This is a genomic window from Mesorhizobium sp. CNPSo 4689, from assembly GCF_057784325.1.
The window spans coordinates 50,092-63,851 of the sequence record NZ_JBWLUZ010000004.1; the positions used below are offsets into that span (position 1 = coordinate 50,092).

At 60.0% G+C, this 13,760-nt stretch carries 13 protein-coding genes; 10 read left to right on the plus strand and 3 right to left on the minus strand.

The features are described 5' to 3' along the window. Positions 1 to 13: 13 nt before the first annotated feature. Genes AC04SI_RS07910 through AC04SI_RS07945 form a run of 8 tightly spaced genes read left to right on the plus strand, consistent with a single transcriptional unit; the run spans position 14 to position 8,503 of the window. Positions 14 to 946, plus strand: coding sequence for a glycosyltransferase (locus AC04SI_RS07910; protein WP_404276028.1), 933 nt, complete (start codon positions 14 to 16; stop codon positions 944 to 946). Beyond that, positions 943 to 1,935 (plus strand): glycosyltransferase family 2 protein, encoded by a 993-nt coding sequence (locus AC04SI_RS07915; RefSeq protein WP_404276029.1) that lies wholly within the window; start codon positions 943 to 945, stop codon positions 1,933 to 1,935. The genes AC04SI_RS07910 and AC04SI_RS07915 overlap by 4 nt, the downstream gene beginning before the upstream one ends. Continuing rightward, positions 1,919 to 3,019: a Gfo/Idh/MocA family protein gene (locus AC04SI_RS07920; protein WP_404276030.1), complete on the plus strand. Its 1,101-nt coding sequence runs from the start codon at positions 1,919 to 1,921 to the stop codon at positions 3,017 to 3,019. Before AC04SI_RS07915 ends, AC04SI_RS07920 begins: the two co-directional genes overlap by 17 nt. Then, positions 3,016 to 4,113 (plus strand): NAD-dependent epimerase/dehydratase family protein, encoded by a 1,098-nt coding sequence (locus AC04SI_RS07925; protein ID WP_404276032.1) that lies wholly within the window; start codon positions 3,016 to 3,018, stop codon positions 4,111 to 4,113. The genes AC04SI_RS07920 and AC04SI_RS07925 overlap by 4 nt, the downstream gene beginning before the upstream one ends. Continuing rightward, positions 4,110 to 5,672 carry a glycosyltransferase gene (locus tag AC04SI_RS07930; RefSeq protein WP_404276034.1) on the plus strand — a complete coding sequence of 521 codons (1,563 nt, stop codon included), beginning with the start codon at positions 4,110 to 4,112 and terminating at the stop codon, positions 5,670 to 5,672. The genes AC04SI_RS07925 and AC04SI_RS07930 overlap by 4 nt, the downstream gene beginning before the upstream one ends. After that, positions 5,669 to 6,670, plus strand: a complete 1,002-nt coding sequence (locus tag AC04SI_RS07935) for a polysaccharide deacetylase family protein (RefSeq protein WP_404276035.1) — start codon at positions 5,669 to 5,671, stop codon at positions 6,668 to 6,670. The genes AC04SI_RS07930 and AC04SI_RS07935 overlap by 4 nt, the downstream gene beginning before the upstream one ends. Further along, positions 6,663 to 7,541, plus strand: a complete 879-nt coding sequence (locus tag AC04SI_RS07940) for a glycosyltransferase family 2 protein (protein ID WP_404276037.1) — start codon at positions 6,663 to 6,665, stop codon at positions 7,539 to 7,541. Before AC04SI_RS07935 ends, AC04SI_RS07940 begins: the two co-directional genes overlap by 8 nt. Then, positions 7,538 to 8,503: a glycosyltransferase family 2 protein gene (locus AC04SI_RS07945; RefSeq protein WP_404276039.1), complete on the plus strand. Its 966-nt coding sequence runs from the start codon at positions 7,538 to 7,540 to the stop codon at positions 8,501 to 8,503. The genes AC04SI_RS07940 and AC04SI_RS07945 overlap by 4 nt, the downstream gene beginning before the upstream one ends. A gap of 41 nt (positions 8,504 to 8,544) precedes the next feature. Here AC04SI_RS07945 and AC04SI_RS07950 read toward each other — a convergent pair whose 3' ends face one another. The 3 genes from AC04SI_RS07950 to AC04SI_RS07960 are packed head-to-tail and all read right to left on the minus strand — an operon-like array spanning position 8,545 to position 11,682. Continuing rightward, complete coding sequence (locus AC04SI_RS07950) at positions 8,545 to 9,588, minus strand: polysaccharide pyruvyl transferase family protein (RefSeq protein ID WP_404276040.1); 1,044 nt, start codon at positions 9,586 to 9,588, stop codon at positions 8,545 to 8,547. A gap of 12 nt (positions 9,589 to 9,600) precedes the next feature. After that, positions 9,601 to 10,833, minus strand: coding sequence for an ABC transporter ATP-binding protein (locus AC04SI_RS07955; RefSeq protein WP_488474078.1), 1,233 nt, complete (start codon positions 10,831 to 10,833; stop codon positions 9,601 to 9,603). Between the two features lie 3 nt (positions 10,834 to 10,836). Beyond that, positions 10,837 to 11,682, minus strand: a complete 846-nt coding sequence (locus AC04SI_RS07960; protein ID WP_488474079.1) for an ABC transporter permease — start codon at positions 11,680 to 11,682, stop codon at positions 10,837 to 10,839. Between the two features lie 333 nt (positions 11,683 to 12,015). Here AC04SI_RS07960 and AC04SI_RS07965 point away from each other — a divergent pair, with 333 nt between their 5' ends. Beyond that, a complete protein-coding gene (locus AC04SI_RS07965; protein WP_488474080.1) occupies positions 12,016 to 12,204 on the plus strand; it encodes a DUF3606 domain-containing protein in 189 nt (62 codons plus the stop codon). Between the two features lie 226 nt (positions 12,205 to 12,430). Continuing rightward, on the plus strand, positions 12,431 to 12,580 hold the full coding sequence (locus AC04SI_RS07970) for a hypothetical protein (protein ID WP_488474081.1): 150 nt from the start codon (positions 12,431 to 12,433) through the stop codon (positions 12,578 to 12,580). Positions 12,581 to 13,760 lie beyond the last annotated feature (1,180 nt).

Sequence of the window (13,760 nt, forward strand, 5' to 3'; positions counted from 1 at the left end):
TGCGGAGCGGAAGGTGAATGAATCAACGGTTCGCGTGACCGTCCTTATTGTCACTTACAATCACGCACGCTACGTGGCGGCCGCAATCGACAGCGCTCTCATGCAAGAGGCCGATTTCGGTGTCGAGATATTGATCAGTGAAGACTTTTCGACCGACGGTACCCGGGAGATTGTCGAGCGATATGTTTCCAACCATCCTGAAAGGCTGTCGGCGATCTATTCCGGCAGTAATGTGAGATCGAACGAAGTCGTCGCGAGGGGACTCCGGGTGGCGCGTGGGCGCTACGTCTCGGTCCTCGATGGAGACGACCTGTGGACATCCAGGACCAAGCTGAAAGATCAGGCGGCCCATCTCGACGCGCACCCGGAACTCTCCGCAGTATTCTATAATGCAGTCGTGGCGGATGGCGATGAGGTCACATCGACGCGGTGGACGCGGGCGGACCAGAAACCCATCGTGACCCAAAGGGATATCTGGGAAGGCAATCCTTTCGCAACTTGCGCCGGCATGATGCGAACCGCGTGCGTTCGAAACGTGCCGTCGTGGTATGCTGATTTCTTTCCGATTACTGACTGGCCGCTGTATGTGCTTTGCGCAAAGACAGCAGATCTCGCTTTCGTCGACGAGGTAGCAGGTGTCTACCGTCTGCATCCGGGCGGACTCGTATCGGCACTGCCAAACCGGCGCAAGCTGGATGCAATCGAAGGATTCTACCGGCGCATGGCGCAGGTCATGGACACTCAGGGGGCAAATTCTGCGCGTGGCGGCTGCTCCCGCTACTTCTATGAATGGTCAATGCGGTATCTGGTAGAAGGCGATTTGCCATCGGCCAGATCGTGCTTCCTGCGGAGCCTTCGCGGCGGTGGCATCGCACGTGATGTGCCCAAACGCGACATTGCCAGGTTGGGGCTGCACCTGCTGAAGTCCTCGGTGCTCCAGAGATGACGGCGGTCCGCGACTTCGAGTATCGCGATCCGATCTCGCCGTTGCCACGGGAGGCTGCTCGCCCGAAATGGTCGGTGATGATCCCCGCCTATAACTGCGCCCGCTTTCTTGCCGCAACGCTGGAAAGCGTGCTGGCGCAGGACCCCGGCCCGGCTCAGATGCAAATCGAGGTGGTTGACGACTGTTCCTCCGATGATCCGCAAAGAGTCTTGAATGAAATCGGTAGGAACCGCGTTGGCTTTTTCCACCAGCCGCAGAATCTAGGGCATATCGGCAACTTCCATACCTGCCTGGATCGTGCCCAGGGCGAACTCGTACATCTCCTGCACGGCGACGACGCTGTCCGCCCCGGCTTCTACGAATTGCTCGGACGAGGCTTCGATGCGGACCTGAATACGGGCGCGGCATTCTGTCGGGCGATCTTCATGGATGCCCACGGACAGGAGCTGTCGATCCCGCCTGCAATGCAGTCAAGCCCCGGACGGCTCGAGAATGCGGCGGTTCGACTGGCGCTGGAACAGCACATCATGACGCCATCAATCGTGGTGCGGCGCGCGGTCTACGAAGAACTCGGCGCGTTCGACCGGCGGCTGAAATGCAGTGAAGACTGGGAGATGTGGGTCCGTATCGCTTCTCAGTTTCCTGTCTGGTACGAACCGCAGGCCCTTGCACTTTATCGGATGCACCCCCAGTCGAACACAGGGCGCCATATCCGAAGTGCCGAGGACATGGCCTACACGCGAATGGCGATCGATATTTTCAAGAGCTATCTTCCAACCGAGCTTGCGGACGATGTCGCCGCGTCGGCCCGGCGAACCTATGCGCTAAGCGCTCTCGAAACTGCGCGGCGACAGCTCGGCGCCGGTGATTGGGCTGGATGCCTGGCGCAGATGAGCGAAGCGTTCCGCTTCGATCCCTCACTCAAGACAATTGGGCGTATGCTGCGGCTCGTTGCAAGACAAGGAGGCAGGATTGTCCATCCTGGCTGAAACCGAGCAGCGGCCTGCAGGACTCCAGCAAGCTGAACCGGTCCGGCTCGTTTTGGCCGGATGTGGCGCCGTCACAAAGCTCTACTATGCGGAAGCGCTTTCACGCCTTCAAAGCAGAGGCCAAGTTGCAGTCGCGGGGATATTCGATCCAGTAGCGAAGCAGGCCGCGCTCGTTCAGGGGCGACTGCCCTCAGCCAAGGTTGCGGCCAGTTTCGAGGGCCTTTTGGCTATGGACGCCGATATCGCGATCATTGCTTCGCCACCTCGATATCACGCTGATCAGTCCATACAGGCGTTGGAAGCCGGCATGCATGTTCTGTGCGAAAAGCCGATGGCCACGAACTGCTCCGAGGCGGATCGTACCCTGGCGGCAGCGGCAGCCAACAATCTTCTTGTGGCAACAGGGCTCGTCAGAAGGCAGTTCCCCGCGACGCGTTCGATAAAGGCCATGCTGGAGGGCGGATTGATCGGACGGCTGCGAAGCGTCAGTTGTTTTGAGGGCGGCTTCTTCCAGTGGCCGGTGGCTTCGATGAGCTATTTTAGCTTCTCGGAGTCCGGTGGTGGCGTGCTTCAGGATATCGGCACGCATTGCCTTGACCTCTTGACCTGGTGGTTTGGAGAACCCGACGAGATTCACTACGCCGATGACGCAATGGGCGGCGTCGAGGCGAACTGCCTTGTCCGGCTGCGTTTTAGCGGCTTCGACGCGACGGTCAGGTTGAGCCGGGATTGGGCTCGCCCGAATCTGTACCGCCTTGAGGGCGAACGCGGCTCGATTTCCTGGACAGTCAATGAGACCGAGACTGTGGAGGTCGCCTTGAATGGAAGTCGCACGACAGGCTTCGCTTCCTTCACCAATGCCGACGGCCGGTCGCGCGATTTTGTCGATGCATTTTGCGATCAGATTTCGGGCTTGGTGGATGCGGTCCGGAATGGGGCCCCCCTTTCCGTGCCGGCCAGCGCTGGGCGCAATGTGCTCGATCTGGTCGAAGGATGCTATGCCAGACGGAAACTGATGGACATGCCCTGGCTCGGTTCGGAAGAATTGCTCCATATCACCGCTTGCGCTGGGATCAGACAATGACCGGCACAGTTGCAGTGCTTGGCGCCAACGGCTTCATAGGTTGCCGCACAGTGGAGTTTCTGCAACTTTCCGGCTGGGCGAATGTCAGGCCGATCGTTCGCAGGCCGGATGCTTTGGCCAGTCTGTCTCGCTTTGCGATTGACGCAATGGTGGCGGATGCGCGTGATCTTCAGGCTCTTACCGCGGCCTTTGCAGGCTGTCAGTACGTCGTACATGCAGTTGCCGGTGATGCCCGCACGATCGTCGATGCTATCGAGCCCGTCTATCGTGCAGCCGCCGCTGCCGGCGTGCTTCGTCTGATCTATCTCAGCAGCGCTTCCGTTCATGGCCAATCGCCCCCGCCCGGGACGGACGAAACGAGCGCGCTGCATGACGATCAAACGATCGAGTACAACAATGCGAAGGTTCATGCCGAACGCCGACTCGGGCACCTGTCACGCGAGGGCGCGGTGCAGGTAGTGGTGCTGCGGCCTGGAATTGTCTTTGGCCCACGCTCCCGTTGGACGGGTGGTTTTGCCGACGAGCTCATTGACGGTTCAGCCTACTTGGTGGATGGCGGTCGTGGTATCTGCAACAGCGCCTATGTCGACAATGTCATTCACGCGATCAAGCTTGCCATAGAAGTGCCCGAGGCGTCTGGGCGAACCTATCTGATCGGAGACCTGGAAGAGATCAGTTGGGCAGATCTTTGCCGACCGATCGCCGAGGCACTGGGGTTCGACCTGGCCACGATTTCGATTTCAGCGCCCTTGTCATTTGCTCCGAGCTGGAAACAAAGGCTGAAGGAAAGCGAAGGATATCGGCGGCTTGCCCGAAGCCTGCCAAGGCCTGTTCGCAGCGGACTGAAGGCAGGCTATGCCGAGTGGCGCAAGGCAGGACGCAATGCGACCGGTGCGACTATGGCCCCAACGGTCATGGTATCGGAGGAGCGTGCACTGTTGCACCAGTGCCAGACGAAACTTCCATGGCGTAAGGCCGAGCACGAACTCGGATACCAGCCGGCTGTCAGCTTCGAGGAAGCATGTCGGCGGTCGATCGGCTGGTTGACCTTTGCGGGCTACCCGACCTGCGGAAACGGAGCGGGTGAGAGATGACCACCCGCCCCGCTGCATCCAGCGTTTCAGTTGTCATCACGACCTACAATCATGCGCGGTTCCTTGCCGAAGCCATCGACAGCGTCCGCAACCAGACCGTAAAGCCGGATGAGATCATCATTGTGGACGATGGGTCGTCGGACAATCCCGAAAGTGTTGTTCGTCGATATGACGACGTCCACTACATCCGCCAAAAAAACCAGGGTTTGGCCTCTGCCCGTAACACAGGGATGACGGCAGCGCGCGGCGAATTCATTGCCTTCCTGGATGCCGACGACAGGCTGCGCCCGGTCGCGCTCGCAACCAATCTTGCCTTGTTTTACGACAATCCCGATTGCGCGTTCGTCTACGGTGCCTACCGCGACATCGACGAGGGCGGTGCAGTCAGGAATACTGTGCCACTGAGGTCGGCGGGCGAGGACCCGTATGCGGGGTTCCTGACAGGCAACCTGATTGGAATGCATGCGACAGTGCTTTATCGCCGCAGGACATTGGAAGCCGCCGGCGGATTTGACCGGTCACTGCGGGCTTGCGAGGACTACGACGTCTACCTTCGCCTATCACGGGCGAACAAGGTAGCCTGCACTCCGGAATGCCTCGCAGATTACCGTCGGCACGCAAGCAATATGTCGAAGAGCAATCCGATGATGTTGCGCGCGGCGCTGAAGGTCCTTCGCCGGCAGCGGAACGTCGCGCAGACCAATCCTGATTGGGCGGCCGCATACCGTCAGGGTGTCGAAAAATGGAAGTGCCATTATACGGACCTGCAACTGGCACAGCTTGGTACAGCGCTTCGATCCCGTTCTTCACTCGCCGGTCAATTCAGCAGCACGATCGCCGTTGCGCTTGCAGCGCCGTTGCAGACCGCCTTGATGCTCCGGCATCGCATCAGGCGCCGTTCAAGTCGGCACCGCTCGAGCACCCGGTTCGGTGACCTCGAGCGTACCGTACCCTTCAGCACGGAGTTCGGGTTTGATCGCGGCAAGCCAGTGGACCGCCGCTATGTCGAGACTTTCCTCGCGTCCTGTTCGTTGAACATATCCGGAAGGGTCCTGGAGATTGGCGACAACGCCTATACGATGCGTTTCGGAGGCAGTCGGGTCACCACAAGCGATGTTCTGAACCGTTATGACGGCCACCCGTTGACAACCTACGTGGGTGACCTGGCGAACAGCGAGGATCTGCCCTCCGAGACCTTCGATTGTATCGTGCTCACCCAGACCCTGCACCTCGTTTTCGATCTACCCGCTGCGGTCGCCACCCTGTGGCGGATCCTGAAGCCGGGAGGCGTGCTTCTGATTACAGTGCCTTGGGTGAGCCCGATTGACAGGGGAGAATGGGGTGGGAGCTGGTACTGGTCGCTTACTCCGGCTGCCCTGAGGCGACTTCTGTCGGACAGGTTCGGGGCGAAGAACGTCGAAGTCAGTCACTATGGAAGCGCGTATTCTGCTACGGGCTTCCTCTACGGCCTGGCAGAACATGAGCTGAATTCGGCATTACTTGATGTGAACGACCCCTACTGTCCGGTAATAGTCGCGGCGCGGGCTTTCAGGCGATGAGCGGCGCCGTGACTGCGCGTCAAACTGTCAGCAAACTCCTGCGACGGGGGCGCCTGCTTGCCGGTTTCAATCGACCTATCGTGCTGATGTATCACCGCGTCGGAGCACCGCCCGTCGATCCGTGGAAACTCGCGGTTTCGCCGCAAAATTTTGCACGCCAGATCGAAGTCTTGACGAAAGCGCGTGGCATTGTTCCCCTGCAGTGGCTGGCGCAACGGCTTCGCGAGGGACGGCCACCGAGAAATGCGGTGGCAATCACCTTTGACGACGGCTACGCGGATGTCCTCCAAAACGGCGTGCCGATCCTGCGGCGTATGAACTGTCCTGCGACTGTCTTCGTCACCACCCATGCGATCACCGATCCGTCAGTGTTCTGGTGGGATATTCTATCCCGCATCATTTTGGAAATGCCAGCTCTCCCGAATGCTCTGGAGATCGAGATCGCTGGCCGAAACTATGACTGGCGCGTGAGGAAGGACGCAATGCAGGCGGACTCCAATAACGCGATCAACCGCACGAAGCTCCATTTCCACTTGCACGCACTGCTGAAGCCGTTGAGAGCACACGAACGCGAGAAGGCGCTGGAGCGGCTGGCAAGATGGGCAGGAACCGACGCCAGTCCCCGAGGGCGCGATCGCGCCATGACGCATTCGGAGCTGCGGCAGCTCGCCGACTTCGATGGCGTTGCGATCGGCGCCCACACCTGTACGCACCCATCCTTGCCGCTACTGAAACGGGACGATCTTAAGCGCGAGATTTCGGGCAGCCGCCAAAAATGCGAGGAGATTACAGGACGGCGGGTGGTGGGATTCGCATACCCGTTTGGAGATTTCGATGACAGCACCGCCAACGCCGTAAGGTCTGCCGGCATGGACTATGCAGTAACCACCCTGCCGCGTGAAGCTGGGCCTCGCGTCGACCCATTCCGATTGCCGCGCGTTACGGTCGCCAATTGGGATGAGGCTGACTTTCGGCGCATGGTGCTATGCCATGGCTGACAATTCAGGCGGACAGCCGCGTGTCACGGCAATTATAGTCGTGTTCAACGGTGAGAGGTATCTCCGGGAAGCAGTTGATAGCATTGTAGGTCAAAGCTTCGTCGACTGGGAACTCCTCGTTGTCGACGATGGCTCGACTGACCAGTCGTCCGCCATCATACGCGGCTATGAGCAGCGCCTGCCGGGCAAGGTTCGGCTATTGTCTCATCACGACAACCGCAATCATGGTATCAGTGCCTCGCGCAACCGTGGGCTGGCGGAGGCGCGCGGCGCCTATGTCGCGTTTCTCGACGCAGACGATACATGGCTGCCCGAAAAGCTTTCCGAACAAGTCTCCATCATGGAAAGCGATCCGGCGCTAGGCATGATCTATGGCCGCACTCTGATCTGGCATAGCTGGGACGAGGCTGCCGATCATGCAGACTTCCACTACCCGCTCGGCGTCGAACCAGACGCCCGTTATGAACCACCTGTGCTGCTGGAGCTGCTGCTGCAGAACGAGGTCCAGACGCCGACAACTTGCAATGCCCTGATGCGTTCAAGCTTGTTCGCAACGCTTGGGGGATTCGAGAACAGCTTTCGCCTGATGTTCGAGGATCAGACATTCTTTGCCAAGGCGCTCGCATTCGCGCCCGTCTATGTATCCGGCCGCATTTGGGCAAAATACCGCCAGCATGCTGAAAGCTGCTCTGTCGCCTCCGCCAGGGCAGGCGCTGACGAGGCCGCGCGTATTGCGTTTCTCAAGTGGCTGAATGGCGTGATGGCGGATCAGGGCGCCTCTTTCCGCATTCGTTCCGCAATCTGGAAAGTGCTCGCGCGCGAAACCTGGAAAGCGAACAAGCGAAGTATCAAGAGACGGCTTCAACGATGACTTCCCTGCCGCGGGTGACGATCATAACCCCCTTCCTCAATGCGGAGGCAACTCTGGGCGAAGCGATCGCCAGCGTCCGAGCCCAGACGGTTACGGATTGGGAGCTCTTGCTGGTCGACGATGGCTCGACGGATGACAGTGTCAAGATCGCCAATGATGTTGCGGCAACCGATCCCCGAATTAAGGTGCTGCGCAGGCCTCCCGGATCCAAGCGTGGCGCCGCGGCAGCGAGAAACGCCGGAATAGAGGCCAGCAGCGGCGATTTGCTTGCCTTCCTGGATGCAGACGATCTGTACGAACCGCATATGCTCGAGACGGTTCTGGCGGCAGCCGATGCCAACCCGGAAGCCGCAATGATCTTCGGGCCGACGAGATGGTGGTATCCAGACGGTGAGAGCCCCGACTGGATCGAGCCGACGGACGGGCTTGCCGGCCGTTTGCATCAACCTCCGCGGCTTCTAAGTCGGCTTCTGCTGATGCAGGATGGTCACGTTCCGTGCACCTGTTCCGTGCTGGTGCGCCGGAGTGCCATCGAACTTGTCGTCGGCTTCGAGGAACGCTTCCGGCTCTACGAGGACCAGGCGCTGTGGGTTAAGCTGTTTTTGCGCTACCCGGCCTATGTCACACCAATCTGTCTTTCGCGTTATCGGCAGCACTCCGGCTCGGTGTCGGCGGATGCGGCCAAGCGTGGCCTTTATGATCGCATGGGCTCGCATCCGGCCCGCGCACCCTTTCTCGACTGGCTCACCGAATACGTTGTCAAAAGCGGGATAAAGGATCCGAAGCTCGATCGCGCAATTCGCCTCGCGCGATCGCCTTACACCAGCGAGCCGACCGTTCGAAACAAGGCCGATCGGCTGTCATTGAAAGCCGCAATGCAGCTCGCGCGGCTTCGTCATCGCTTTGCGCGAAGACTTGCTCGCCTTTACAGGTTGATGACCGGGAGCGTCAGCGGATCGTGACCACCAATTGGTGAGCGCGTCAGCGATACGCCCCGGCTCGTTCATCCTCGACGAAGCATGGTGAAAGCTCCCCGGACAACCTTGCGTCTCCACGACTTGGCCGCAGGCGGCGTCTCCACATCGTTCCGTTCGGCTGTCAAATCGCCGACGGGCTGAAGGCCGGCCCTGAACGCTTCCATTCGCTCGGGCAATTGACGGGCGCGGAACGAGGCCTCGACCTCGTCACCGGTCAAGCTGTCCAACAGCCGCTCGCGGGTTTGAAGCAGGAGTTTCTCGGCGTCCGACGCGCACTCTCCTGCCAACCGCCTTGCCTCGGGACTCAAGGCGAAATCCAGCGCCTGCGCTAGTTGCCGCTCGTCGATCTGGTCCAGCGTGAGCACGTTCGGCCAGCCAACCCGGGTGCATTGCTTGGCGATCTTGCCGCTGCCCGGCACCGTATCGATTGCAAGCGCCGGCACGCCGTTCTTCAGGGCAAGGACGAGGCCGTGCAGGCGCGTCGTAATGAGGACGTCGACTCGCGCGATCAGCGCTTCGACTTCTCCGGGGGTGCGCAGACCCCCCTCATTGACGTCGAGCCGCGTGTCGATGCCAACGATGGCGAGCTCGCGGGCTTCGATCAGTTTCGCGATCGCCGCGTTGGTGCGCGCGACTTCCGCGCCCGGATGCTCCTCGACGAGGCAGACGCCGACGACCGGAGGAAGATCCTGCCGCGCCGCGAAGACCATATCCGGATTGGATACGACTGAACTGTCACGCTCGATCAGCAGATCGAACGGGTTCCATTCGTCCAACGGGAGGTCCATCGACAAGTTCAGCCCGATGAGCCGGCATCGCGCGAAATGCCCGAGGAATTCCGCTTCAAATTCGCCGCGGCCAAACGGACCGCAAACGAAGATCACGTGGGAATAGTCGCCAGGATCGAGCAGTCGCCAGTTTAAGCCGCCGGCAAAGGGCGGATCAGTCGCCAGATCGTAGGCAATGGATCTTTCGTCGAGCCATCGGCAAAGAACGTCGCGTGACAACAGGTCGCCGGCCGTGGCGTGCCCGCGCGCGAAACTGAACCAGCCGGCCACCAGTATCTTCATCGATATCCTAGCCTACGTTCCCCTGGTCCAGCGGTGAGGCATCGTCATGCTGCCGTACCCCGGCTCTGCATTGACCAGCCGTCCGCCGAGGACGCCCGGCTGCACATCGAAGGTCGCCGCACCCTCGACGTGATCCTCGAGCGCACCCTCCCGCGATGTCAGCGCGGCATTGATGCGATAGCGGCCGGGACGCAGCAGCAAGGGCTGGAACTCGCAAACAAAACTGTCGCCGACGAGCTCGCTGTCAGAATGCTCGGCAGAGTCGAATGAGGTCACGGCATCACCGAACTCATCGTAGATTGTGAAAGAACAATCGACCAGCGACTGGTCGCCAGCGGCACGAAAACGAAAACGAGTGCGCTGGCCGGAGGTCGGGACGCTCGTATCGCCTTCGATCTCGATCGCCATCAAGCGAACCCGCCCGCGACCGGAGCGGACCGCGCGAGTGGCGAGATCCTCCGCGGCCTGGTCCGTGATCGTCCGAAGGTAAGTTTCGATCACTTTTGCAGTGGGGCCGTCTGCCTTGATCGTGCCGTCGCCGATAAGGATCGCCCGGTTGCAGAGTTTCTGGACCACGGACAACTGGTGGCTGACGAAGATGACCGTGCGGCCAGTCTGCGCGATCTGCCCCACCTTGCCGATACACTTCTTCTGGAATGCCGCATCGCCGACCGCCAACACCTCGTCTACGACAAGGATGTCGGGCTCGACATGCGCCGCCACGGCAAAGGCGAGCCGCAAGTACATACCGCTTGAGTAACGCTTGACGGGCGTGTCGAGAAATGGCTCGACGCCGGAGAAATCGACGATCTCATCAAGCTTGGATCTGATCTCGGCGCGCCGCATGCCGAGTATCGCTCCGTTGAGATAGATGTTCTCGCGGCCGGTGAGTTCCGCATGGAACCCCGTGCCGACCTCCAGCAAAGCTCCCAGCCGTCCGAGTATCCTCGCGCGACCGGAAGTCGGCTCCACAATCTGCGCCAATATCTTGAGAATGGTGCTCTTTCCCGCGCCGTTGGGTCCGATCACGGCAAGGACTTCGCCTGCGCGCACCTCGAAGGAGACGTCCCTCAGGGCCCAGAATTGATCGTCTCCACTGTTGCGCCGACCCAAATCTGGCTCCCCGTGAATTATTCGCCTTGCGCCGCTGGCCAGCGCGTCCCGCAAGGTAGGGAAGCTGTTGTTCGCCACCCCCAATCTATAGGCTTTGGAGAGATTGGTGGCTTGAATGACTGTGTCGGTCATTGCTCAGATCAGGTCCGGAAACGCGCGTTCGGACTTTGAGAAAATAGCCAGTCCGGCGACGAGAAGGGCCAGTGAGGAGAGGGTCGATATCGAGATCATGACCCAATCGGCGGGCGTGCCCAGTACGCTCCAGCGCACGGCTTCGACTACCCCGACCATAGGGTTCAGGCTGTAGAGCGGCCGCCAGAAGGGGGGCACGAGATTGCCCGGATAGACAACCGGGGTCATGAACAGAACTATCTGGAGGCTGAACGGCACAAGATATCCCACATCGCGAAAGCGGACATTGATCGCAGATAGCGCCACTCCCAGCCCAGTCGCCGACGCTGCCATGACGAGCACGAACAGTGGCAGGAAGAGCACCTGCGGTGCCGGCCAGCTTCCGAATGCCAGCAGCGCGGCGAACAAAAGAGCGAAGCCGACGATCATATCGGTCAGGCACGCGGCTATAGCGGACATGGGAATGATCAGACGCGGAAAATAGACGCGCTTCACCAGTTCCTGGTTGCTGACAAGACTGCCCGTCATGCTGCCAACCGCTCGCGAAAAAAAATTCCATGGCACGAGCCCACACAGGACAAACAGCGGGTATGGCGCGCCGTTTGATGAGATGCCTACGAGTCGACCAAAGAAGACGCTGAAGACCGACATGGCAACGAGCGGCTGCAACATTGCCCAAAGCACGCCCAGATAAGTCTGGCGGTATTTGACCTTGAAATCGCGCCAGGCCAGGAAGAACACAACTTCCCGATATCGCCAAAGCTCGGAAAGGTCGATCAGCCGCCGCTTGCGGGACGGATCGATCACCGTCTCAACAGTTGCAGGTTGCGGGTCTGTCCGAACCGACACTATGATGGCGTCGCTCCTCCTTGACGGCCCATTGAGGCCTACATTTCCGCGCAGTGCAATCAGGACTTTCTCCGTAGTCTATCCTCCGGAACGCTCGAACGCCTGGACTATTGGTTTCAGCCTCCGTCAGCGGTAGCCGTCGAACTTCACCTCATGAATCCAGTCGCCGCCCTGTGGTGGTTTTCCACCAGGGTCGGCATCAACGGCTCAATGAACTCCAGCCGGCTGGTGCCGGCGCCTGCCCGCCTGCGCATGGAACCGAGTGTAGGCCGCTGGCTTATATTGGCCAGAGCGAACATAGCAATTTTCTGCAAATTTTAAGGAGCAGCCGATATGGCAGACGACAAAAGCAAACGCGACTTCCGGGACCGCAAGCAGCTCTCTGCGGATGACGAGTATGAGGTGAAATTTTTCGCGCTGCAAAACAACATCACGCCAGAACAGGTGCGCGAGCTGATCCGCCAGCACGGCAACAATAGGGCGACCCTAACCAAGGCCGCGCAGGCTTTGCCGGGAACATGACCAACTCTCGGATCTTGGGCCCGCCGATCGGCGGCACGCGTCATGGTGAGCCCGTGAAGCATGAGAGCGACCATTTCCACTGCTGCCCGGTTCGTGGCCAGGCCGTCGACTGGCGCGACCTGAGGCAGGTGATCAGGCACGAGCAGCCGGGACACACGCCGCCGCTGGAAATAGACGCATCACAACCAAACGCAAATCGAAACGAGGCATTGGCATTGGCGACGACATGTCGATAATCGCCACCGTGTTGCAGCGCATGGATGACGACCGCGTCAGCGTGGCGATCCCTTCTTATGACTTCCCGCACTCGGCAGCAGACCGCATGGCCAAGAAGGGTCAGAACATTGAGCTGATAGGAAGTCACGCGCATCGATGATGCCGCTGGCAAAGTGACCTTGAACCTTGGGCCGCTTGTGACGGTCGATCTGGCTAAGGTGCGCTTGGCAACTGGATTTGAATGGCCGCACCGCTGAGCGGCACTTGGTGATATGCCGGACTGAATCCGACGGGCTTACCGGCCCAGGCTCAAGCGTTCGACGGTCAACTCCGCATCACGTCTATACGCGACGGCGGCTCTTCTGTTAGCTTGCTCAGGCGGCGGACCTGATTGCCCGCCTGGCCAGCGCCCTTTACCCCAAAGCCCCCCGCCCAACGGGGCGCAGGCCATCTTCTACGAGCGAACAGCGCTTCGGTTTTGGCGTGGAACAGATGGGCGTATCGCTACCTTGCAGGCGGCGCATCTGGCCTCGCGCAATCGGACAATGACCATTGTTCACAGGGTGACGGCTGATCGCTAACGCCGCCATAACGCTCGACGAGTTTTGCGAATCCGTAGGCGAAGGCGAAAAGAAGCGCCAGGACAACCACTATTCGGACGGCCATGGGGGAATGTAGCAGGATCCGTTTAGGATGCTGCAATCCCCACTACCTACTGCTGAAATCGTCAACGTGCCTGTGCGGCGGCAATGCGTGCGTTTCTTGAGAGCACCGCGGCGCTTGCGGACGGATGAAATGAGATCGTCGACACGATCTGCCGGATCGTCCGAGGGCTTGCTCTTGCTGCCACGCGATCCAGCCTCCAACTGGTTGTCGAAGATGAGCTTCAGCAGGTCGCAGGCTACCTTGGCGCGCTGCCATGTCCCTCCAGTAAAGGGGTCTCCCTCCAAGTACCCGACGTTTCGAGGGGACGTCGGAAGCTCGCTTTGTGATCTTCCATGGTTCCCCAACGGCAAAGACGAACCGTGGGTTCGACCTGACATAGCAAGGTGGTTAACGCCGCAGAGGGTGTCTCGCTCTTCAGGCTCTGCGTATGGCTTGTTGAAGGCCATGAAGTCCGATCAACGGCAAGCCTTACAAACGTCGTGGTCTCCCCCAGCTTTTTTCCCGCATGGCGGGCCAATCAGCGATGAGGTGACCCACCACACATGCCAACTGCCAGGCTGCAAGCGGTCTCGAGACTCGGCTGCTGGGGTTCTCATCAGATTGGCAATGTCGTGCAGAACGCTCTTCATATCCGCACCCGAAAGAGCCAGGTGATCTCGGGCATGCTTCGGCCG